This is a genomic window from bacterium (assembly GCA_035505375.1).
In the GTDB taxonomy this organism is placed as follows: Bacteria; Hydrothermota; Tepidihabitantia; order Tepidihabitantales; family Tepidihabitantaceae; genus UBA2258.
The window spans coordinates 192,088-213,662 of record DATJQV010000081.1 but is presented as its reverse complement, the minus strand read 5'-3'; the positions used below and the strand labels follow the sequence as shown (position 1 = coordinate 213,662).

Genomic DNA, 21,575 nt, shown 5'->3' with positions numbered 1-21,575 from the left:
GCGTCTCCTTACCTCGTAATCGCGATCTTCGAGACAGCTTGTGCTTGAACCTGCGTCTGAGCCTCCCTCACGAAGTACACCCCTGGAGCCAACCCCCGCACGTCATTTGCGCCCGGCAGTAGATCGAGGACCTTCCTGCCGCTGATGTCGAGCACGCAGCCTGGGCCTGGGCTTGAGCTTGCTCTTCGGCTTCCTCTCAAGAAGAGCACGCCACGGACTAGTGTCGCGGCAGTGTAGGGACGAGGGACGACGGACGAGGGACGGGTTTCGAGGACGCCCGTGCCCGCAGGGACGCCGTGGAGGTAGTAGACGTCCTGGTTGCCGGTGTGATTGTCGTACCAGACGATGTGGATGCCTGAGACGGCGTCGCAGGCAATTGAAGGGTAGTTGACGCTTCCGGAGTCGAGCGCGGTGAGTGTGGTTGGCGAACTCCAGACCCCGTCGGTATCGCGCTGGGCATAGGCAAGTTGATAGTTGGTGCCGCCGGCCTGGCTGCACCAGACCACGTGGCATCGTCCGGCCGCATCGCACGCTATTGAGGGAAACTCCTGCTGGTATGACTGCTGTCCGCTTACGTCGTCGACGCCGGACCAGGTTCCGGCATCGCATTCTCGGTGAAAGACCTGCTGGTATGAGCCCGCCAAGCCGTGCCAGACGACGTGGACGGCGCCTTCCCGGTCGAACGCGGCGCAGGGCGAATACTGGCTCAGCCCGGCAGGGGCGGAGACAAGTTCGACTCCCTGCCATGTTCCGCCGACGCGGCGGCGGCAGTAGACCTGGCTGTAAGCATCGCCGAGGTCCTTGCCGACCCAGATAACCGCGACATCGCCGTTCAGACCCGCCGCGACCGACACCTGGTCATGGTTGACTGCCGCAGACGAGACTTGCACCACGGAGTCCCATCCGGTTGCCGGATGCCACTCTTTGAGGAAAACCTGGGTGTACATACCGGTGTCAGGCAGTTTGTACAGGGCTACTTCCAAATCGCCGGTGCCGGGCACACAGGCAACCGAGGGATACTGCTGTGGCTGGCTCGTGCCGGTGCTGTCAATCAAGGTGTCGACCCGCCAGTGATGCGTCGAAACGTTGTAACGTTTGGCCCAGGTGCCGACCCCAAGGGGGTTCCAGTTCATGACCTGCCAGGCGACATGTATGTTGCCCGCGCTGTCACAGGCCATTCCCGGTTGAGAACAATTGGCCTGCTGCGTGGTCAGCGTAGTCTCGGCCAGCCACGTGCTCGTGCCCGCGTCGTATCGCCGATACCAGACCTGATACGGGACGGTACGCTGGTCCAGCCAGACGACGTGGACATCGCCCGATGCATCGACCGCGAGGCCGTGTTGACCGGAGCGGCCCGTTACCTGGTTCGCGGAGTTGGCGGTGAGCCTGGTGATTGTGTCCCAGGTGACGGTAGCGGCGTGCGCCGTTGCGAACGCGCAGAACAAGGTAAGACATATAGGTCCAATCCGTCCTATAGGTCTCATGGTCGCCCTGAGCATATTCCCGTCGGCACGCGTGTCAATCTTCGCCTCACCCGGCTTGACCGGAGACCCCGTCGGTATTACGATTTGGGGATGCGTAACACCGAGAACCATGACGAAGAAGCCGGGGCGGTGCGGTTCAGCGTCTCGATGGAGCCGGAGCTGCTGACCGGGTTTGAGGCCCTTCTCCGGAAGACAGGCTGGTCCCGTTCCAAGGCAATCCGCGACCTGGTGCGAAGCCGGCTGGCCGAATCAGAACTTGAGTCCGGCTCAGCAGTGGGCGTGCTGTCATACGTCTACGGGCACGACCAGCCGGAGTTGGCGCGGCGCCTGATGCAGGTGCAGCACGATGCCTTTGCCGAGGTCGTTTCCTCGACTCATGTCCATCTCGACCGGCACGAGTGCCTCGAAGTGCTGATTCTCCGCGGCCCGGCGGCCGACCTGCGGGAACTCGCCAACCGCCTGCTCGCGCTCAAGGGCGTACGACAAGGCAGCCTGACCCTGACCCCGGCGCGCTGTCCGCTCGCCCGAGCACACCAACACGAGGCACACCATGCGAGGAGTTCCTGACATGGCAAAGAAGCTCTTGATGCGATTGTTCCTCGTCGGGGTTACGATCTTCGGTTGCGCCCGGCCGTCAGGCCGAATCCGTGTGGTCGCCTCTACCACGCTCATCAGCACGATTGTACAAACGATTGGCGGTGACCGATTCGCAGTCACTACCATTGCCCCGGCCGGGCTGTGTCCGGGGCAGTTCGACCTGAAGCCGTCGGATGTGACTGCGGCGAACAACGCCCGGCTCATCCTGAACCACGGCTGGGAAGCCTGGTACCCGGCGCTGGAGAAGGCGATCATCCCGCCCGGCCCGAGGAGAGTGACGCTTGCGACACAGGGAAACTGGATGATTCCCGAACTACAGAAGCAGGCAGCCGCTGAAATTACCACCTTGTTGCAGGGACTCGACCCGGGGCACGCCGACACATATCGGCTGGCAGGGTTGCGCTACGGGGCCGATGTCGACTCGGCCGCGGTTGCCGCACGGACGCTGCTCGCAGGAAAGCAACTGCCGGCGGTAATCGCGGCTGACCAGCAGGCGCCGTTCGTCGCGTCACTCGGATTCCGGGTGGTGGCGACCTTTGGTCGGGCCGAGGACTTCACCGCTCAGGGACTCACCCGCCTGGCTCGCGTCGCGCTCGACTCCGGCGCAAGCCTCGTCGTCGATAATCTGCAATCCGGCCCGGACGCGGGCAGGCCGCTCGCCGAGGCGCTCAAGGCAAAGCACGTCACCCTGACCAACTTCCCGCTGCACGGGTCCTACCGCCAGGCGCTGCTCGACAACGCATCGGCGCTGGCGCAGGCAGTTGGGACAGGGGCCGGGGACTAGGGGCCAGGGGTCAGGGCGAGGAACGAGTGACTGAGGCGGTTTCGCTCCGCTCGGTCACGGTCGGCTATCGCGAGCACGTCGCTCTGCGTGACGTTTCGCTCGACATCGGGCGCGGCGACTTCTGCGGCATCATCGGCCCAAACGGTGCCGGCAAGACGACTCTTCTCACCGTCATCAACGGCCTTGCTCGAATTCACTCGGGCTCGGTCAGCATCCTTGGCGAACTCGCCACCCGCGCGAACTTCGGCCGGCTGCGCCGTCGCATCGGTTACGTGGCGCAGCAGGAACGGGTGGACCCGCGTGCGCCAATCTCCTGCCTTGATGCCGTGTTGGTTGGCCGTTGTGGTCGCGCCGGCCTCTTACACCGGTTGACGCCGGCCGACCGAGAGCGCGCATTGGCGATGATGGAACTAACGCGGACGGCACACTTGGCCGAGCGCCCGGTTGGTCGGGTCTCGGGTGGAGAGGCGCGCAAGATATCACTCGCCCGCGCCCTGGTGCAGGAGCCGGAACTGCTGCTGCTCGATGAGCCGACGTCGAACCTCGACCCGCGGGCAGTAAGTGAATTCGGCGAGCTGGTGGTCGACGCCTTTCAACGCTTCCACCTGACCGTGGTGATGGTGACGCACCAACTTGACCATCTGCCGCCAGTCGCGAACCGAATCGTCATGGTCAAGAACGGCCGCGTCACCTGCTCTGGGGGCCGCGCCGCGCTCGACGACAAGCTCCTGATAGCCGAACTCTTCGCCGATGCCGCCTGAACTCGCCATACTCTGGCGGCCGCTTGCTGCCGCAGTTCTCGGAGGGCTGGTCTGCGGCATCGTCGGGGTCTGGGTCGTGATGATGAACATACCATTTGTCGGGGTGGCGATGTCGCACGCGGCCTTTGCCGGTGCGGTAACCGGACTGCTGCTCGGAGTAAACCCGCTCATTACCGCCGCGGTCTTCTGCATCGCCGCGTCGTTCCTCGTCGGCCCGGTTGCCGAGCGCGCTGACATCGAACCCAATGTCTCGCTTGGCATCATCTTCTCGCTCGTGCTCGGCCTCGCCTTTCTTGCCATCGGCCTGATGCGCGGCTCACGCGCCAACGCTCTCGGCCTGATATGGGGCAGCATCCTGCTCGTGGCCGGGCGCGACCTCGCGGTGATGGCCGGCGCGGCAGTAGTGGTGCTGCTGTTTCTCTGGCTGTTCTACAAGGAAATCCAGGCCGTGCTCTACAACCGGGAAATCGCCCGCGCGGTCGGGATACCCGAGCGAGCGCTCTTCTTCGCAATGCTGGTCTTGTGCGGCCTGTCGGTAACCGCCAACTTGAGCACCATCGGCGGGCTCCTCATCTTCAGCCTCATCGTCAACCCACCGTCAGCAGCGTACCAGTTGACCTATCGGCTGAGGACCATGTACTTGCTTTCGGCGTTGTTTGGGATTCTGTCGTGCCTGATTGGACTACTCGTCTCGTGGTTGACTGACGCCCCGGCGGGCGCGGTCATCATAGTAACGTCGAGCGCGTTGTTCGGGCTGTGCCTGCTCTTCTCGCCCAAGAGGCGAGCGGGTAAGGGACTAGGGATTAGGGGTTAGGGACTAGGGTCAGGAACGGTCGACGGAGACGCGGAGCGCTCGCACAAGAGCGCTCAACAGCCTCCCGACATCATCAATCTTGCCCTGGATCTTTGCGGTGCGGTCCGGCTTCACGAAACCCAGCTTCACGACCAGGATAATGTACGTCTCTAGTTCGACCAACGAACCCTTGCTGATGGACAGGTGATTCAGATAGACGGCCCGGTGTCGGGAACCATGGCCTTCGGCAATGTTAGCCTGCACCGATACGGCGGCTCTCGTCATCTGGGATATTAGTCCGAACCTCTCACTTGCAGGCAATTCCCGCGCGAGTCCATATGTCAGCTCGACCAAGGTGATAGCCTCTTGCCAGACCACGAGGTCCTTGTAGCTCCGAATGGGACCCTTCATCCTCCCGTGTCCTCTCTAACCCCTATTCCCTAACCCCTAGCCCCAATCCTACTTCCCCGGGCACTGCCGCACGACTTCGGCCTCGATTCCCTTTCCACCATACGCTTTATCGAACTGGGAACAGAACTCTGCCGCGAGCTTCTTCGCTCGCACGTCGTAGGCGGCTTTGTCCTGCCAGGTGTTGCGCGGGTTGAGCACGGCCGGGTCGGGCACGCCCGGGCAGCTCTTCGGAATGTCGAGGTGAAAAATGGGGTCGGTGAAGCACTCGACACTGGCAAGTGAACCGTTGAGCGCCGACTCGACGATTTCCCGAGTCAGGCTGATATCCATCCGTTTTCCCACGCCGTACGCTCCGCCGCTCCAGCCGGTGTTGACGAGGTACACCTTGGTGCCGTGCTTGTCCAGCTTCTCACCGAGCATCCGGGCGTACACACCCGGGTTCAAGGGCATGAACGGTGCGCCGAAGAAGCGCGAGAACGTGCTCTTCGGGTCAACGATGCCGGTCTCAGTGCCGGCAAGCTTGGAGGTGTAGCCCATCAGGAACCAGAGCATGGCCTGGTTGCGACTCAGGCGCGCAACCGGCGGCAGCACGCCGTTCGCGTCCGCGGTCAGGAAGAGAATCGTCTTTGGGTGCCCTGCGACCGGCGGTGTCTTGATGTTGGAGAGGAATGTCAGCGGATACGAGCCGCGTGAGTTTGGCGTAAGACGCTCATCGTCGAGGTCGAACCTTCCGTCCGGGTAGGTCATCGCGTTCTCGACAATCGCCCCGTGCTCAAGGTAAGGCGCTTCGTGGAAGCAGGCCTTGTAGATATCCGGCTCCTTGACCGGGCTCAGGTTAATGAGCTTGGCATAGCAGCCGTTCTCGAAGTTGGCAACACCCGAATCGCCCCATGAGTGCTCATCGTCGCCGAGCAGGGCACGGCGCGGGTCGGCCGAGAGCGTGGTCTTCCCCGTGCCGGACAGCCCGAGCAGCAGGGCCACGTCACCGTTCTTCCCTTCATTGGCCGAGCAGTGGAGCGACAGGATACCGTCGAGCGGCAGCAGGTAGTTCATCACGGTGAACATGTGCTTCTTGACGCTGCCGCAGTAGGCCGAACCGTAGACAACTCCGATGCGCCGGTCCATGTCCATCGCGATGACCATGTCTGACGTCTTAGCGGTCTTCGGCATCTTCCGCAGCCGACCGCTGTAGCGGGCCGGGTCGAGCTTTTCGTATGGGAGCACGATGAGCGTGTAGGGGCGTGAGGCAAAGCACGACTTGCCGATGTCGGCCGGCACCGGCCGGAACATGTTGTCAGCGAAGAGGACCGTCAGCGCCCGGTCGGAAACGACCCTGACCGGCAGCGCGTGGCTCGGGTCGGCCCCGAGCGACCTGTCCGCAACGTACAGCCGCGGCTTCTTCGCGAGCACGGCCAGCGCGTCCGCTATGACCATGTCGAACGTGTCCGGGGCAATAGGCAGGTTGTTCGGCGCGTCCCAGTCGATGTTCCTCTCAGACTCAGACCGGCGCACGATGACGGTGTCCTGCGGGCTGCGCCCGGTCGATTCGGGCGGGGTCCAGGTCGCAAGACAGCCGCACGCCGCGACCATCGCCTCGCGCCGCGCCACCACCTCCGCGATCATCGTCCGGCGGTCCGGGTTGACCTTGACTTCAGGATGCCGGTCTAGAACCCCATCAAGCTGCTTCTGCAGTTCGCCGTCCATGTCTCGCCTCCGTTACTTGCTGCCCGTCGCAGCCTCCCCTTCAATCGCGGCCTGGGCCGCTGCCAGCCGCGCGATCGGCACGCGGAACGGCGAGCAACTCACGTAGTCCATCCCGACGCGATAGCAGAACTTCACTGACTCGGGGTCGCCGCCGTGCTCGCCGCAGATGCCGACCTTCAGGCCGGGCCGGGCCGCGCGGCCTTTCTTGACGCCGATTTGGATGAGCGCGCCGACCGACGCCTGGTCGATGGTCTGGAACGGGTCTTCCTTGAGCAGCCGTCTCTCGAGGTACAGCGGCAGAAACGAGGCGACGTCGTCGCGGCTGAAACCGAAGGTCATCTGGGTCAGGTCGTTGGTTCCGAACGAGAAGAACTCGGCCGCGTGCGCCATCTCGTCGGCCAGCAGGGCCGCGCGGGGTATCTCGATCATCGTGCCGACCATGTGCGGTATCCGTTCTCTGCCCAGCTTACGGCAGACTCCGTCGTGCACGCGCGCGATGATTGCGTTCTGGTCCTCGAGCTCCTTTGCCTCACAGGTCACCGGCACCATTATCTCAGGCTCGGGCTGTTTCTTCTCGGCCAGCAGTTCGGCGGTCGCCTCGAATATCGCCCGCGCCTGCATCTCGGTAACCTCGGGGTAGGTAATCCCGAGGCGCACGCCGCGGTGTCCCATCATCGGGTTCGACTCGTGCAGGTCCTCGCCGCGCTTGCGCACGTCATCAACGGTCACGCCCAGCGACTTGGCCAGTGCCGCCTGTTTGTCTTCCGCCTTGGGCACGAACTCGTGCAGGGGTGGGTCGAGCAGCCGAATGGTCACGGGCAAGCCGTCCATCGCTTCGAGCGTTCCCTTCACCGCGGCCTTGACGTGGACGAACAGCTCGTTGAGTGCGGCCCGCCGCTCCTCGGTCGTCTTCGACAGAATCATCTTGCGCAGCAGGAACAGCGGCACGTCGCTGCCCTTGCCGTAGAACATGTGCTCGGTACGGAACAGCCCGATGCCGCCGGCCCCCAACCGTCGCGCCAGCGCCGCGTCGGCCGGCGTCTCGGCGTTCGTGCGGACGACCATCTTGCGGTACTTGTCGGCCAGCTCCATGAACTGCTGGAACCGCGGCTGCTCGGTCGCGTCCATCGTCGCCACCTTGCCCGCGTACACGCGTCCCCTGGTCCCGTTCAATGTCAGCCAATCGCCTTCGGAGAATACGCGGCCACGGATCGTAAGCTCCTTTGCCACCGCATCGACCGTGGTATCCTTTGCGCCGACGATGCAGCACTTGCCCCACCCGCGCGCCACCAGCGCCGCGTGCGAAGTCATCCCCCCGCGCGCGGTCAGGATGCCGGCCGCGGACCGCATGCCGTCGATGTCCTCGGGCGAGGTCTCCTCACGCACGAGTATGACCGGGGCCGCACCCTCGCCCCGTGACCTGGCTATCGCATCGGCCGCAGTGAATACTATGCGACCGGTTGCGCCGCCCGGACCCGCCGGCAGGCCTTCGCCTAGCAGCGTTGCGTCCTTCTCGGCGGCCGGGTCGAGTATCGGATGCAGCAGTTCTTCCAACTGAACGGGCTGGACGCGCAACAGCGCGGTTCGCTCTTCGATCAGCCCTTCGTCCAGCATTTCCATCGCGATGTTGATGGCGGCGACGCCGGTGCGCTTGCCGGTGCGGGTCTGCAACATGTAGAGCTTGCCGTTCTCGATGGTGAACTCAATGTCCTGCATGTCGCGGAAGTGCTTCTCCATCCGGTCGCGGTACTCTTTCAGCTCCGTGTAGAGCCCGGGCATCGCTTCCTCGAGGCTCTCCATTGTCTCATTCTGGACGTTGCGACTGGCTGCATTCAGCGGGTTCGGCGTGCGGATGCCGGCCACCACGTCCTCGCCCTGTGCGTTGCGCAGCCACTCGCCGTAGAACCGGGCGTCGCCGGTCGCCGGGTTGCGCGTGAACGCCACGCCGGTCGCGGACAGATTTCCCAGATTGCCGAACACCATCGCCTGCACGTTCACCGCCGTGCCCCAGTCGTCGGGCAGGTTCTCGATGCGGCGGTAGGCCACGGCGCGCTTGCCGTTCCAGCTCCGGAACACGGCCTGGATGCTGCCCCACAGTTGTTCCGCAGGATCCTCCGGAAAGGGCCTGCCGAACGTTTCGGCAATGCGCGTCTTGTATGAGGCGCACAACTCCTTCAGGTCCTCGGCGGTCAAGTCAGCGTCGCCCTTCCGCCCGGTTCGCTCTTTGAGCGCGTGCATCAACCCCTCAAGCTGGGCCCGGATGCCCTTGCCGTCTTTAGGCTCGATGCCCTCGGCCTTCTCCATCACGACGTCGGCGTACATCGTCAGCAACCGGCGATAGGCATCATAGGCGAACCGCTCGTCGCCGGTCATCGCCGCCAGACCGGGCAGGGTGCGCTCGCACAACCCGATGTTCAGCACGGTTTCCATCATCCCGGGCATCGACGCCCGCGCGCCCGAACGGCACGACAGCAACAGCGGGGCCTTGGGGTCGCCGAACTTCCGCCCCGCCTGCTGCTCGATGTACTCAAGGCTTGACTTGACCTCGCCGGCGAAGTCGGTCGGGTAGTCGCCGTTCTTCATGTAATGGACGCAGACCGCGGTGGAAATCGTGAACCCGGCCGGAACCGGTAGTCCGAGATTGACCATCTCTGCCAGGTTTGCGCCCTTGCCGCCGAGCGCGTCCTTCATCTGCGCCGAGCCCTCAGCCCGGCCGCCGCCGAAGCGATAAACCGACTTCATGTGCAAAGCTCCGTTCTACGGTTCAACTAATCAAACATCAATAGCTAGTCGTAAATCCGTCAGTGCGGCGCCGGTGCCGCAACGGTGGGCTACTCCTGCTTGCCGGCATCGCCGGCATCCGTGGAAAGAAAAGCGTCGAGGATTTCCCTGGCGCGCGCCATGTCCTCCTCCTCTACCAGCACCTCGCCCCAGACCGGACGCATCACCCGCGCGAGGCCGTCGTAGGCCGGCATCTGGAACGAACGAATCATCGCCGGAATCCCGTTCTCTTCGAACAGGTCGCGGACCGAGTTCGCCATCAACTCGTTTTCGGGCTTGTAGATTGCTTTGAGTGCCACGGAGTCAGCAGTATACACCCGATTCCGACGGCAGTCAAACCCGCCGAACCGATTCTGTGACCTCCTCACCCTCGCTTCGCTCTCCCTCTCCTCTCGGAGGAGAGGGATGGGGTGAGGAGCCGCCCGGTCAGTCCAAGCTAACGCGCAGACGCAGACCGCGCCGGCGCAGTTCCTTGATGTACGCGGCAGACGGCACGCAATTCTCGCCGGTGAACGCCCCGGCGCATCCGACTTGGCCGCGGCCCAGCATCAGCGCGACAATCGCCGCCGAGAAACCGGTCGTTCGCTCCATCGCGGTCAGTCCGCTCTTCCGATCCGCGTAGTCAATCAGTTCGTAACTTATCGTCCTTCCGCCACTCGGTCTCTTGATCCCTCGATCCCTTGATCCCTTCCCGTTCACTTCCACCCTCAGCAGCACCACATCATCCTTCTCCCACGGCAGCACTGCCTCGAGGCGGTGAATCAGCAGGTGACGCGGGACGATGAGTTTGCCGTCCACGCTAGTCGGCTTCATGTCGGTGAGACCAAGGTCGAAGAGCAACCGGAACTTGGCGCAGTGGCCCGGATACCTGATCGTCTTGTAATTGAGCGTCTTCACTCGACCGCGGTAGGTGTAGGGCAGCGTCGACGTCCCGCCCGAGGTATTGAACGCCTCCAGCTTGCCGAACGGCTTCGGGAATTCCAGTTCCTCGACTTCAGCCAGCGGCTCGCGCCACGTCAGCCTGCCTTCCCGCAGAACCAGGCACGGCTCGACGTACTCGTTAATTAGCCCATTGGCTGAGAAGACCAACGCGTAGTTGAGCGGAGGCCTGGGATGGCGCGGCAGCCCGCCCACTCGGATGTGGATGGCATCCGTGCGTTCCAGGCGCGAGAACCCGTCCGCAGCGAGGATGCTCACCATACCCGGTGCCAGTCCGCAGTCGGGCACCACGGTCAAGCCGGCCTTCTTCGCCTGCCCGCTCAGCGCAAGCTCCGCATGCACCACGTCGTTGTTCCCGCCGAGGTCGCAGAAGTGCGTGCGCGATGCAATGGCAGCGTGCGCCAGGTTAAGATTAGAGAAATACGGGACGCAACTCACCGCCACATCGCAGGGCCTCATCAATTCCGTCATGCGCCGCCTGTCACCGGCATCGGCTTCGAACGTCTTGACCTTCGCGCTACGCAGGCGGCGTTTCAGGTCCTGCAGCCGCTCCGCATCCACGTCGCAGATTCTCACCTCGTCGACGTCTTCCTGTCGCACAAGGTCGTAGGCCACTGCCCGCGCCTGCATTCCGGCGCCTATCACAATGAATTTCATCGTTGTCCTTTCATGGTAGGATACGGTACCGCGCCACTCTCCTCAGTCAACGTGGCGCCCAAACCTGCGCTACTGCTGGAAAGCGGAGAGGAGCGCGGAAGAGATAATGGGGATTTCGTCGCGGCGGAGGGTACGGAAGTCGAGCAGGTATTCGCCCTTTTCGACCCGGCCGAACACCGGGGGCCGATTGAGACGCATGCGACGGGCCAGCTCGTCGACATGCATCGTCTTCGGCGTGATGGCAACTACCCGCGATTCGAGGCTCTCGGTCGCGAGTGAGCCGCCGCCGATTTCGGAAAGAGCAGGTCTGACGGTGAACTTGGCCACGACGTTGTCGCCCTCACCCCAACCCTCTCCCGGAGGGAGAGGGAGAGGGAGAAGAGACTGAACCCGGCGCACGAGTTCATCGGCTTCGCCCTGCATCTGGTCCGTGGTCTTCAGCAGTAACTGGAAGAGCGCATGTTCCTTGACTGCGCGTTCCTCGTCAAGGAACAGCTCCAGTGTCCGTTCGAGCACGGCGTAGGTGAGCTTGCCGCAGCGCATGGCCCGGGTGAGCGGATGCTTCTTCAGCAGGTCGATGTGCTTCTTCTTGCCGACGATGATGCCGGCTTGCGACGCGGAAATGAGTTTGTCCCCGGAGAAGCAGATGACGTCCGCTCCGGCCTTGACCGATTCCTGTACCAGCGGTTCCTTGGGCAGGCCGTACTTCGAAAGGTCGACGAGCGCCCCTGAACCGAGGTCGTCCACGACGAGGAGGGGCGAGGGGCGAGGGGCGAGGGGCGAGCGATTGACCTCTTGGGCGAGAGCTACCATCTCTTCGAGGCTTACTTCCTTGGTGAACCCGGTAATCTTGTAGTTGGAGGTGTGAACCCGGAGCAGGAGCGCCGTCTCCGGAGTGATGGCATTATTGTAGTCGCGCAGGTGAGTGCGATTGGTCGTGCCGACCTCGACCATCTTGCATCCGCTTTGCATCATCACGTCGGGGATTCGGAACGCGCCGCCGATTTCGACAAGCTGGCCGCGCGAGACAATCGCCTCTTTGCCTTTGGCCAGCCCGGACAGGATTAGCAAGGTAGCCGCGCAGTTGTTGTTGACGACCATCGCCGCCTCAGCGCCCGTCAGTTCGCACAGCAGCGGTTCGATGTGCCGGTAGCGGCTGCCGCGCCGTCCGGTCTCGATGTCGATTTCAAGGCTGGAGAAGTGCTCGCTCACGTCAGTAAGCGCTTCCTGTGCAGCCTTGGACAGCGGCGCGCGCCCCAGCCCAGTGTGCAGAATGACGCCAAGGCCATTGATGGCGCGCGCCAGCGTCGGCTTGCGCTCTCGTTCGAGTCGGCGCAGCAACTCCGCCATTGAGAACGCTTGGGGCTTGCCGTCTGCGTGTTGCGGCTCTTTCAGGTTCTCCCGTAGCTCGTCGAGATAGGCTCGGATTGCCCGCACCGCCATGCGGCGGTGGACTTGCGCGAGCACGGGCGCGAGCGTCTCGTCACTGAGAAGTTTGTCCACCGACGGAAGTCCGCGCAGTCCGGTCTGCTTATTCTGACTTCCAGCTTCTGACCCCTGACCCCTGACCCCTGACCCCTTCTGCCTCACTGATGCACCAGCGTCTCTCTGACGAAGGTGGCGCGCCGTTCGTCGCGCTCCGACGCGGTCAGGTTCTCGCCCAGCATTGCCTGCAGGTTCGCGGGCCGGACGAGCACCATGAGCCGCGTGACCTGCTCCAGGTTAAGTTCGTTTACGATGCCGAGCGCGATCCCGAGTCTGAGGTTCGCAATCAGGTTGATAGCCTCGTCCGATGTGAGGATGCGCGCCCCCCGTAGCAGCCCGAGCGAACGGAAGACCTTGTCCTCGATCTCGACCCGGAGCTTGTTCATAAGGTACCCACGGGCCTTCCGTTCGTACTGGATTATCTGCCGGCTGATGTCGGCAATCGTCTCGATGATTTCCCACTCGGTCTGGCCGACCGTCTTCTGGTTGGAAATCTGGAAGAAGTTCCCTTTGGTTTCGGTGCCCTCGCCGTACAGGCCGCGCACCGCGAGGCCGATCTGCAACGCCCCGCGCAGCACCTTCTCAATTTCGCGGGTGATGACGAGCGCGGGCAGGTGCACGAGAACCGAGGCCCGCATACCGGTTCCGAGATTGGTCGGACACGCGGTCAGGAATCCGAACTCGGGCGAGAACGCGTACTGAAGTTGTCCTTCCAGCTTCTCGTCGAGCGTTGCTGCCGCAGTGAACGCCTCCGGGAAATCAAGGCCCGAGGCCAGAACCTGGAATCGGAGATGGTCCTCTTCGTTGACCATGAGGCTCGTAGCTTCATCTTCGCTGAAGTACAGCCCGCGCTTGGCTTTGGATGCAGTGAAGTCGGGCGACGCCAGGTGCCGCTCGACCAGGTATTGGCCGTACTGTTCGGAAAGCCGCTCGTTGTCGATGAACTCGCCGGCGGCTATGTAGCCGGAATCGGTGAGCGCCAGGCGAACGGCCTCAACGGTTCGCTCCTGGGCGTCCGCTTTTGACCGGTGAGTGAACGGCACCTCGGCAAGGTTTCGGGCCAGCCGAACGCGGGTCGAGAGCACGACATCGCTCTCCGGCCCGGCGGCCGCAAGCCACTTGCCAACAGTGCCGGTGGAGTTCATGGGAACTGAAGGAATCCAGGGGTCGAGGATTCCAGGATTCGAGTGACACCGCATTGGCCCCCTTGAATCCTTGAATCTCTGATTCCTCTGGCACTCATTCTGCTTCCGCGTGCTTGAGCTGGTCGCGCAGGGCGGCGGCTTTCTCGTAGTCCTCGTCCTGGATTGCACCGGACAGGGCCTGGCGCAGCTTCTGGATGTTCATCTGGACCTGCGCATGTTTGCGGCCGCCGCTCGCGGTCCGGCCCACGTGTTGAACCGCGTCGTGGATTCGGCGTATCACCGGCAATAGTTGGTCGTGGAAGGAAACGTAGCAATCGGCACAGCCCAGCCGGCCCTGTCGCTTGAATTCCGCATACGTCAGGCCGCAGCTCGGGCAGACCAGTTTCGCATCGGCCTCGTCGACGCGCGTCTTCAACTCGGCGATTATCTCCGCCGCGCCCGCCTTGAGCTGCTCGACCTCGGCGAACCCCCGCTGGCGCGCGCACTCGGCGCAAACCGAGACCTCGGTGACCTTGCCGTTCTTGTCGAGCTGGCTCACCTTCATCGTCGCCTCGCCCTTGCCGCAAAGGTCACAGAGTTTCATAGCCCGGACACTCCGGATAATTCAGAATTCAGAGAACAGAGACCAGAAGTCAGAAAGTCCGGCAGTTCTGCATTCTGGTATCTGAATCCTGATTTCTGCTTTGTCACCTCTCCTCCGTGAGTCTTCCTTCGGCTAGATGGAGCCGGCGTGTCGCTCGGTCGGCGACGGACTGATTGTGAGTCACTACCAGAATCGTCATTTTCCTTTCGCTGCTCAGTCGCACCATCAGGTCAACCAGCGCCGCCGCCGAGGTCGTGTCGAGGTTGCCGGTCGGCTCGTCGGCGAGAATCACCGCCGGGTTATTCACCAGCGCGCGTCCCACTGCCGCCCGCGCCTTTTCTCCGCCCGATAGCTCGGACGGCCGGTGGGTGAGCCGGGTCAGGAATCCGACGTCCTCGAGCACGCGGTGCGCACGGTCCATCGCCTCGGGCCGAGCCACGCCCGCAACAAGCAGCGGCATTGCCACGTTCTCCAGAACCGTGAACTCGGACAGCAAGTGGTGAAACTGGAACACGAACCCGAGCTTCCGATTTCTCAGTTCGTGGAGCTTGGACTCAGGGTAGCTGAAAACGTCAGCTGAATCAAGGAACACTCGGCCTCTTGTGGGGCGATCCAGCGCTCCGAGCACGTGCAGGAGGGTAGATTTGCCGGTTCCCGAAGGGCCGAGAATCGCCACCAGCTCGCCTCGGCTGACCTCCAGGTTCACGCCGCGGAGGATTTCCAGACGCTCAGCCCCGGTCTCGAACACGCGCCATACGTCGGTCGCGCGGAGCACGACCGAGGGGTCAGGGGTCAGGGGTTGGGGGTCAGGGTCCGAAACCTGACCCCTAGCCCCTAGTCCCTCATCCCTGGTCGCTTCACTCATATCTGATTGCTTCCAGCGGCACGAGCCTCGCCGCCTTCAAAGCCGGGTAGACCGTGGCCGCGAACGTGATGACGATGGCCGCGATGCAGACAACGACGAAGTCCTGCGCCAGCACCTGCACCGGCAGATTCTTGATGAAATAGACGTCGCCGGGCAGCGATACGAACCGGTACTTGTTCAGCAGCCAGCAGGCGAGCAGGCCGAAGCCCGCGCCGGTCACGGTGCCGATGACTCCGATTAACCCGCCGGCCCAAACGAAGATGCGTGTCACCGTGGCGGGCCTGGCGCCCATCGCCTTCAGGATGCCGATCTCGCGGGTCTTGCGGATAACCATCATCATCAGCATGCCGATGATGTTGAAGGCGGCAACCAGCACAATCAGCACCAGCACGATGAAGGTCACGACCTTCTCCAGCCGCAAGGCGGAAAAGAGATTGCGGTTCTGGAGGATCCAGTCCGAGGCGCGGTACGGATAGCCGAGCTGCCGCGTGATGATGTGCGCCGTGCGGTCGGCGGCGTAGACGTCCTTCACCTGGACCTCGAAACCAGTGACCATGTTCTCCATGTCCAGGAATCGCTGGATTGCCCCAAGCGACAGGAATACGAAGCTCGAGTTATACTCGTACATCCCGGAGTCGAAGATACCGTTCACCCGGAAGTACCGCGTGCGAGGGATGAAACCGAAGGCAGTCATTGTTCCGCCGAACGGTGAGGCGAGATTCAGGCTGTCGCCGATCGAGAGTCCGAGCTCACGCGCCAGTTCGACGCCGATGACCACGCCGCTGGAGTCGAAGGCGAAGTGTCCCTGCACGATATTCCCCGATATGCCGGTAATCTCCTTCTCGTGCTTCGGATCGACGCCGCGAATCACAACTCCCTCGACTCCGTTTTCTGAGCGGACCAGTGTCTTCGCGTAGATGAACGGTGCGACCGAAACAACGTCCGGCACCCGGGCAATCTCACGCTGCAACGAATCGCCGATCCAGGTGGGAATCGGCTCATACGAATACTTGGCTACGGTTACGTGCGGCGTAGCACCGAGAATCCGGTTGGTAAGTTCCTGGTGGAATCCATTCTCGACTGAGAGCACGATGATGATAGCCGCAACGCCGACGAACACTCCGCCGATGGCAATCGCGGTTATTCCGGAGATGAGGCGCCGACCCCGTCCGCGCAGGTAGCGTCTTGCCATGAACAATTCAAAGCGCATGGCGGACTCCGGATAGTCCAGAATTCAGAATCCAGAGACTAGAACCCAGAATTGACAAACCCGACATCAGGGTCTCGACTTGGCAGTGACAACGGACTTCACCACGATTCTGATCAACTCGTCCGCCTCAGCCAATGGTTCCGACAGCAGATCGGTCGGAAGCAGTTTTGCCCGCGTGACCAGCTTCAACCAGTACTCGGTCTCGCGCAATTCCTTGAGGACCACCTGCATCTTATGTGCGAAGTCGGCTCTGCTTTCGGCACCACAAGCTTCATGGAAGTTCGCACCTGCTGAGGAAGCAGAACGCACCAGTTGCCCCACCATGAAACGACCGGTTGCCGAGCGCTGCAGACGCGGGGCGAGCGCAACGACGCTGACCGCGAAGTCTAGCAGCCGTTCGCTCAGGTCCGATCGGAAGTCCCTCATCCTCGTCCCGTCCGTCGATTCTGGATTCTGAGCTCTGGACTCTGGATTCTGGATTATCCGAATCCCCTGTCACTCTTTCTGCGGGCGAAGTTGAGGGAATAGTATGACGTCCCGTATGGTCTGCGAGTTCGTGAGCAGCATGGCGATACGGTCGATGCCCAGCCCGAGCCCGCCGGTCGGCGGCATGCCGAACTCGAGCGCTGTGCAATAGTCCTCGTCAACCGTCGCGAACTCCTCGTTCAGAGCCACGCCTTCCTCAAACCGCTGCCGCTGCTCGGCCGGGTCATTCAGCTCGGAGAACGCATTGCCCAGTTCCATGCCGCACACCACCGGCTCGAACCGCTCAACCAACTCCGGGTTATCGCGGTGGCTCTTGGCCAGCGGCGTCGTCACCTTCGGATGGTCCATCACGAACGTCGGGTCAATGATGTGGTCCTGGATCAACTCGCTGAAGAGCTTGTCCAGCAGCTTGGCGCGCGAAATGTCCTCGGTGGTCTGGACGTTGAACCGCGCCGCGACCTTCTTGAGCATCGGCATCGAGAGCTTCATCGGGTCCGCCTCAATCCGCGCTGCCAGCGTATCCACGAACTTCATCCGCTGCCATGGCCGCCCCAAGTCCACAATATGGTCGCCGAACGGAATCTCAGTCTTGCCGCAGGCCTCGGTGGCGAGGAACTTGAACAGCTCCTCGACCAGGGCCAGCACGTCATTGTAGTCGGCATAGGCCCAGTAGAGCTCCATCTGCGTGAACTCGGGATTGTGCGTCCGGTCCAGACCCTCATTGCGGAAGTCCTTGCCGATTTCGAAGACCTTTTCCAGCCCGCCGACAATCAGCCGCTTCAGGTACAGCTCGTCGGAAATCCGCATGAACATCTTCTGTTCGAGTACGTTGTAGAACGTCTCGAACGGCTGAGCCGCGGCCCCGCCATATATCGGCTGCAGAATCGGCGTCTCTACCTCGTCAAACCCGCGCTCGGAAAGGAACCGACGCACTAGACCGGTCACCCTAATCCGATTCAGCAGAACCTGTCGCGACTCCTGATTGACAATCAGGTCAACGTAGCGTTGCCGATAGCGCATCTCCACGTCGGTCAGGCCGTGGAACTTCTCCGGCAACGGGTGGAGGGACTTAGTGAGCAGCACAAGTTCCTTCACGTTGACCGTGACCTCGCCGGTCTTGGTGCGGAACATCTCGCCCCGTGCTCCCACGAAGTCCCCGAGGTCGAGCAGGCTCAGGTTCGCGAACGCCTGCTCGCCCAGCGTATCCTTGCGCAGGTATAGCTGGAGCTTACCGGTCTCGTCCTGAATGTGGGCGAACTGGGTCTTGCCGTGCTCCCGCCGCGACATCAACCGTCCGGCGACGCGAACCTCAAGCGCGGGACATGACCCAATTCCGCTCGGGGAATTGGGATCGTGTCCCAAGCCGGCACCCGAAGGCTCTGAACTCTGGACTCTCTCGAATTCTGCAATCGCCTTCGCGTTCGTGTGGGTCCGGTCCCACTTGTAGGCATACGGATTGACTCCGGCCTCGCGCAGCTTGGCGAGTTTGGCCAGCCTGATTTCGCGGTCATGACCGCTGGTCTGGATTGGGCCGTCAGTCGTCGGCTGTCGGCTGTCGGCTTGACTAGGGTTGTCGCTCATCGGGCAAGACTATATCCGTGTCAGAGGCGAAGTCAAACAGACGAAGGGACTCGGGAAGCGGGCGGAATTCACCACGGAGGACGCGGACACAGAGTCGAGTGAAAGCCGGTGTCATCCCTGACCGAGTCATCTCCGTGTGCTCTGCAATTCACAGTGAGACTGGGAACCGAACGCAGTCTTTTACAGACTAGCTATTAGTAGTTAAACTACTAGCAGATGAGATTCGACACTGAAGACCGCCCCTTATGTCGCCGAAGAGATTTAGAGCCGAACTCCGCGAGCTGATGCTGGAACTGCACTGGCGGCAGTGGTGCGCGCTGGGCGTCGCCGGACAGGTTGAGCCCGAGAGCCATTGGGTGGTGGACCTTGAGGCCTTGGCTGTTTCGGTCTCACGGCTTGGACGGGCGGATGCAAGGTTGCTGAGACTGGCAGGTGAGTGGCTGGCGGTGAACCAAGAATGGGTGAGCACACCACGGCTGAGACGCATCAGTTCTGCGTTCGACACCGAGATGGACTCGGAGGCGCTGGTGCCGGACGCGTTAGCTCGCAGCCGGACCAGGGTCGTGAGGCCGGTCGTCACTCAGCCCGTGCTGCTGCAGCTCCAACTTCGGGCTCTGCTCGGCATGGACGCTCGTGCCGACGTCTTCGGCTATCTGCTGTTCAACAAGAGCGGCAACTCGTCCTCAATCGCGCGGGCGCTGTACGTGGACCAGAAGCGAGTCTACAACGTGCTTGAACGATGGAGCACCGCCGGTATTGTCCGACGTACGCCCGGCGGATATTCGCTTGTGCCGGACGCGATACCGGCTGCCGTGGCCGAGGCCCGAGACCGGACAGAATGGATCAACTGGACAACGACGTACCTGGCGCTGAACCGACTGCACGAGTCCATGGCAAAAGCGGCAACTGATGATCGCTACATACTGGCATCACTGGCTCGCGACGCCAGTCCCGAGCTTGAACCGCAAGCGGCAGCAGTCAGCGTGAACCTCGCGTCTGCCGACCGCTATCCCGGCGCAGCCTACTTTGAACCATTCGCAGACGGTGTCGTTGCCTGGCTCAAACGACTGCTCGGTCGCCGCGAGTAGTCGGCACGACACCACACGCCGCCATCACCCAAAGGCCGCCTTGGGCGGCCGCGCGGCGTGGCTCGCTTGACTGCGACTGTGACTGTCATAGACTGATGACAGGAGAGCCGATGAGCCTGCCCCATCATAGTAGAAGCGTCAGAATGGCCCTTGTCGGGCTGCTCGTGGTCGCTGCCATTTCTGTGGCAGCAGGGTCGGGAAGGAAGCCGGCGAAGGAGGTGCAGTCCGCAGTTTCCCTGCGGCACATCTCGACGAGCGAGGCTATGGACATCCTTCAGAAGTTCCCGGAGCTGGTGCCAAGCTTCTTGGCCGCCAGGAGGAATGATGCGGAGTACATGGCCGGCACGTTCGGATTCGTCGAAGTTTCCGAGCCGACGCTGGCACGCGTCTTTCCAGCGGCCCACTTCTACCTGGGCCACGACTTCACTTCGCCCCCCCGGCACCCCTATCTCATGGCAATTGATGAGGGGAAGGGCTACTCGATGCCATATGGCTTCAACCGGCTGCTCATAGACAACGGCATGAACGTAACCAACAAGAACATCATCGAGCTGGCAGAGGCCTTCATCATCGCGGCAATCTACGGCGAGCAAGGTCCTTCCACCGAGGTCACCTTTCTCGGAGCCACGAGGGCCAAGTACGTGATTAGTGGCGACGATTACGACGCCTGTGTGAGAGTCCAGATCGGCCAACAGACGGAGGAGTGGTTCTTTTCCCTCCCCGTCGGGCTGGGCCAGTTCGGGACTGTTGAAAGAAGAGGCCCGAAGGGATACATCGATGAGTACAATCCTGCCGAGGCAAGACCTCGCCATGGTCCAGGACAGGTGAACCCGACGCCAAACGCACCCAAACAACAGAAGTAGCCGAGGCCACTCTGCCCCAAGCTCCAAGCCTCAAGCCGCAAGCCATCCGCAAGGTCGTTCTGACCGAGGTAGTCGGCTGGAACTGACCAGGCTGCTGGGCTGAGGTTTGGGCATGCTACTTTCCGAATAGCCCGCCCGGTAGTTCTCCGGATTGTCCGCACAGTTGCTCGGGAGGTTGCTTTCCGAGTTACTTGCCCGGCTATTCTCCGGGCAATCTGAGGAGGAGCTCTTCCAATTACCCTCCCGGCAGCTTTCCGGATAGCTCGCCGAGTTCCTCTCCGAATAGCCCGCCGAGCAACTGACCGAAGAGCAGACCAGGTAGCTCTCCGGATTCCTCACCGGATTGCCTGCGGAGCAATCCTCGGAATTGCTCTCCGGGTAAGCTGGAGAATAACCTACAGAATAGCCGGGGGGATGGGATAGGGGAGAAACGGAAAGAGTGAATAGTGAATTGAAAAGAGATAAGTTAGGAGATTTCCGGGTCGGAATCCTTGGGGACTTATAAGAAACTGGGATGGTTCGGGCTGCCTCAAAACCGGCTTCCAAATGCTCCGTGCGTCCGAGGGAATCAGGGGCCTAGCCCTGCGCCCGAAGACGAGCCTCTCATAAGCTTGTGCCCCAAACCCGATATTGAACCACCAAGACACCAAGAACACCAAGCAGACAGAGCCGATTTCCGTCCTCACCCTCTTTGTGTCTTTGTGCCTTTGTGGTGAGTCTCTATGTCGGATTCAGGCTGGTGGCTGCGTCTTGATGGCCGGCGGATTGTCGGTATTCTTGTGGCAATCCAAGATGACTTGCGCCGAGCGTGCGCGGCTGGCAGCCTGACTTGAGCCACCGCGCTGGCCGGCGCTTACCAAGGGAGGAACCGTGAAGCTTCTCATCCGATGGCTGATTGCGGCGCTTGCCTTGTTCCTTGCCGCCTGGATCGTGCCGGGCATCAAGGTCGCGGCCAACGCGTGGTGGATCTATGCGGTGATGGCCGTCATTCTGGGTCTGGTCAACGCGCTCGTCAGGCCGGTCCTCAAGTTGCTATCCTGCGGGCTCATCATTCTGACGCTTGGTTTGTTCACGCTCGTCATCAATGCCCTGACGCTGTGGTTGTCGTCGTCCATCGCCGTCCACTGGTTTCACGTCGGCTTCTACGTGCGCGGGTTCTGGGCCGCGTTCTTTGGCGCGCTCATCGTCAGCATCGCCACCATGATCATGTCGGCGTTGTTCAGAGATAAGGACAAGTAGCTCAGCCGGTTGATAGTCGTCTGATTCCGGGTATTCTCTCGACAGCATGAAAGGCGACCGGCCGCGCGTTCTGCTTGTCAGGCGATTTACAACAGACGTCCTGTCGCGGATCCCGCGCC

At 62.2% G+C, this 21,575-nt stretch carries 20 protein-coding genes; 7 read left to right on the top strand and 13 right to left on the bottom strand.

The window, feature by feature from the left end:
• Positions 1–8: 8 nt before the first annotated feature.
• A complete protein-coding gene (locus VMH22_14010; protein ID HTW92802.1) occupies positions 9–1,484 on the bottom strand; it encodes a hypothetical protein in 1,476 nt (491 codons plus the stop codon).
• A 90-nt stretch (positions 1,485–1,574) separates the two neighbouring features.
• Here VMH22_14010 and nikR point away from each other — a divergent pair, with 90 nt between their 5' ends.
• The 4 genes from nikR to VMH22_13990 are packed head-to-tail and all read left to right on the top strand — an operon-like array spanning position 1,575 to position 4,440.
• Positions 1,575–2,051 carry a nickel-responsive transcriptional regulator NikR gene (gene nikR / locus VMH22_14005; GenBank protein HTW92801.1) on the top strand — a complete coding sequence of 159 codons (477 nt, stop codon included), beginning with the start codon at positions 1,575–1,577 and terminating at the stop codon, positions 2,049–2,051.
• Position 2,052: 1 nt separating this feature from the next.
• A complete protein-coding gene (locus VMH22_14000) occupies positions 2,053–2,865 on the top strand; it encodes a zinc ABC transporter substrate-binding protein (protein HTW92800.1) in 813 nt (270 codons plus the stop codon).
• 26 nt (positions 2,866–2,891) lie between these two features.
• A complete protein-coding gene (locus VMH22_13995; GenBank protein HTW92799.1) occupies positions 2,892–3,626 on the top strand; it encodes an ATP-binding cassette domain-containing protein in 735 nt (244 codons plus the stop codon).
• Positions 3,616–4,440: a metal ABC transporter permease gene (locus tag VMH22_13990; GenBank protein ID HTW92798.1), complete on the top strand. Its 825-nt coding sequence runs from the start codon at positions 3,616–3,618 to the stop codon at positions 4,438–4,440. Before VMH22_13995 ends, VMH22_13990 begins: the two co-directional genes overlap by 11 nt.
• Positions 4,441–4,449: 9 nt before the next feature.
• On the opposite strand, the gene VMH22_13985 is transcribed toward VMH22_13990, so the two are convergent.
• The 12 genes from VMH22_13985 to lysS all read right to left on the bottom strand — a co-directional run bounded on the left by VMH22_13985 (position 4,450) and on the right by lysS (position 18,266).
• Positions 4,450–4,830: a four helix bundle protein gene (locus tag VMH22_13985; GenBank protein ID HTW92797.1), complete on the bottom strand. Its 381-nt coding sequence runs from the start codon at positions 4,828–4,830 to the stop codon at positions 4,450–4,452.
• A gap of 48 nt (positions 4,831–4,878) precedes the next feature.
• Positions 4,879–6,534: a phosphoenolpyruvate carboxykinase (ATP) gene (locus tag VMH22_13980; protein HTW92796.1), complete on the bottom strand. Its 1,656-nt coding sequence runs from the start codon at positions 6,532–6,534 to the stop codon at positions 4,879–4,881.
• A 12-nt stretch (positions 6,535–6,546) separates the two neighbouring features.
• Positions 6,547–9,276 (bottom strand): pyruvate, phosphate dikinase, encoded by a 2,730-nt coding sequence (ppdK, locus tag VMH22_13975; GenBank protein HTW92795.1) that lies wholly within the window; start codon positions 9,274–9,276, stop codon positions 6,547–6,549.
• Between the two features lie 89 nt (positions 9,277–9,365).
• Positions 9,366–9,614 (bottom strand): DUF2007 domain-containing protein, encoded by a 249-nt coding sequence (locus VMH22_13970; protein HTW92794.1) that lies wholly within the window; start codon positions 9,612–9,614, stop codon positions 9,366–9,368.
• Between the two features lie 127 nt (positions 9,615–9,741).
• Entirely contained in the window at positions 9,742–10,911 is a 1,170-nt protein-coding gene (locus VMH22_13965; protein HTW92793.1) for a saccharopine dehydrogenase C-terminal domain-containing protein, read from the bottom strand.
• A 69-nt stretch (positions 10,912–10,980) separates the two neighbouring features.
• The gene (gene selA, locus VMH22_13960) at positions 10,981–12,501 is read right to left on the bottom strand and encodes an L-seryl-tRNA(Sec) selenium transferase (GenBank protein ID HTW92792.1); all 1,521 of its coding nucleotides are present in this window, start codon (positions 12,499–12,501) and stop codon (positions 10,981–10,983) included.
• Positions 12,498–13,541, bottom strand: coding sequence for a protein arginine kinase (locus VMH22_13955; GenBank protein HTW92791.1), 1,044 nt, complete (start codon positions 13,539–13,541; stop codon positions 12,498–12,500). Before VMH22_13955 ends, selA begins: the two co-directional genes overlap by 4 nt.
• Before the next feature lie 94 nt (positions 13,542–13,635).
• Positions 13,636–14,124 (bottom strand): UvrB/UvrC motif-containing protein, encoded by a 489-nt coding sequence (locus VMH22_13950; protein HTW92790.1) that lies wholly within the window; start codon positions 14,122–14,124, stop codon positions 13,636–13,638.
• A gap of 103 nt (positions 14,125–14,227) precedes the next feature.
• Entirely contained in the window at positions 14,228–14,989 is a 762-nt protein-coding gene (locus VMH22_13945) for an ABC transporter ATP-binding protein (GenBank protein HTW92789.1), read from the bottom strand.
• Positions 14,982–16,181, bottom strand: a complete 1,200-nt coding sequence (locus tag VMH22_13940; GenBank protein HTW92788.1) for an ABC transporter permease — start codon at positions 16,179–16,181, stop codon at positions 14,982–14,984. Before VMH22_13940 ends, VMH22_13945 begins: the two co-directional genes overlap by 8 nt.
• A gap of 84 nt (positions 16,182–16,265) precedes the next feature.
• Complete coding sequence (locus VMH22_13935) at positions 16,266–16,625, bottom strand: four helix bundle protein (GenBank protein ID HTW92787.1); 360 nt, start codon at positions 16,623–16,625, stop codon at positions 16,266–16,268.
• Positions 16,626–16,694: 69 nt separating this feature from the next.
• On the bottom strand, positions 16,695–18,266 hold the full coding sequence (gene lysS / locus VMH22_13930; protein ID HTW92786.1) for a lysine--tRNA ligase: 1,572 nt from the start codon (positions 18,264–18,266) through the stop codon (positions 16,695–16,697).
• 245 nt (positions 18,267–18,511) lie between these two features.
• On the opposite strand from lysS, the gene VMH22_13925 reads away from it, so the two are divergent.
• The 3 genes from VMH22_13925 to VMH22_13915 all read left to right on the top strand — a co-directional run bounded on the left by VMH22_13925 (position 18,512) and on the right by VMH22_13915 (position 21,456).
• On the top strand, positions 18,512–19,354 hold the full coding sequence (locus VMH22_13925) for a hypothetical protein (protein HTW92785.1): 843 nt from the start codon (positions 18,512–18,514) through the stop codon (positions 19,352–19,354).
• A gap of 110 nt (positions 19,355–19,464) precedes the next feature.
• Positions 19,465–20,217 carry a hypothetical protein gene (locus VMH22_13920; protein ID HTW92784.1) on the top strand — a complete coding sequence of 251 codons (753 nt, stop codon included), beginning with the start codon at positions 19,465–19,467 and terminating at the stop codon, positions 20,215–20,217.
• Positions 20,218–21,087: 870 nt separating this feature from the next.
• Positions 21,088–21,456, top strand: a complete 369-nt coding sequence (locus VMH22_13915) for a phage holin family protein (GenBank protein HTW92783.1) — start codon at positions 21,088–21,090, stop codon at positions 21,454–21,456.
• Positions 21,457–21,575: the final 119 nt, after the last annotated feature.

What these genes read in the sequence shown, in the direction of transcription:
- VMH22_14010 (HTW92802.1), bottom strand. Translation starts at nt 1,484, where the DNA reads ATGAGACCTATAGGACGGATTGGACCTATATGTCTTACCTTGTTCTGC.
- nikR (HTW92801.1), top strand. Translation starts at nt 1,575, where the DNA reads ATGCGTAACACCGAGAACCATGACGAAGAAGCCGGGGCGGTGCGGTTC.
- VMH22_14000 (HTW92800.1), top strand. Translation starts at nt 2,053, where the DNA reads ATGGCAAAGAAGCTCTTGATGCGATTGTTCCTCGTCGGGGTTACGATC.
- VMH22_13990 (HTW92798.1), top strand. Translation starts at nt 3,616, where the DNA reads ATGCCGCCTGAACTCGCCATACTCTGGCGGCCGCTTGCTGCCGCAGTT.
- VMH22_13985 (HTW92797.1), bottom strand. Translation starts at nt 4,830, where the DNA reads ATGAAGGGTCCCATTCGGAGCTACAAGGACCTCGTGGTCTGGCAAGAG.
- VMH22_13980 (HTW92796.1), bottom strand. Translation starts at nt 6,534, where the DNA reads ATGGACGGCGAACTGCAGAAGCAGCTTGATGGGGTTCTAGACCGGCAT.
- ppdK (HTW92795.1), bottom strand. Translation starts at nt 9,276, where the DNA reads ATGAAGTCGGTTTATCGCTTCGGCGGCGGCCGGGCTGAGGGCTCGGCG.
- VMH22_13965 (HTW92793.1), bottom strand. Translation starts at nt 10,911, where the DNA reads ATGAAATTCATTGTGATAGGCGCCGGAATGCAGGCGCGGGCAGTGGCC.
- VMH22_13955 (HTW92791.1), bottom strand. Translation starts at nt 13,541, where the DNA reads ATGAACTCCACCGGCACTGTTGGCAAGTGGCTTGCGGCCGCCGGGCCG.
- VMH22_13950 (HTW92790.1), bottom strand. Translation starts at nt 14,124, where the DNA reads ATGAAACTCTGTGACCTTTGCGGCAAGGGCGAGGCGACGATGAAGGTG.
- VMH22_13945 (HTW92789.1), bottom strand. Translation starts at nt 14,989, where the DNA reads ATGAGTGAAGCGACCAGGGATGAGGGACTAGGGGCTAGGGGTCAGGTT.
- VMH22_13940 (HTW92788.1), bottom strand. Translation starts at nt 16,181, where the DNA reads ATGGCAAGACGCTACCTGCGCGGACGGGGTCGGCGCCTCATCTCCGGA.
- VMH22_13935 (HTW92787.1), bottom strand. Translation starts at nt 16,625, where the DNA reads ATGAGGGACTTCCGATCGGACCTGAGCGAACGGCTGCTAGACTTCGCG.
- lysS (HTW92786.1), bottom strand. Translation starts at nt 18,266, where the DNA reads ATGAGCGACAACCCTAGTCAAGCCGACAGCCGACAGCCGACGACTGAC.
- VMH22_13925 (HTW92785.1), top strand. Translation starts at nt 18,512, where the DNA reads ATGTCGCCGAAGAGATTTAGAGCCGAACTCCGCGAGCTGATGCTGGAA.
- VMH22_13920 (HTW92784.1), top strand. Translation starts at nt 19,465, where the DNA reads ATGAGCCTGCCCCATCATAGTAGAAGCGTCAGAATGGCCCTTGTCGGG.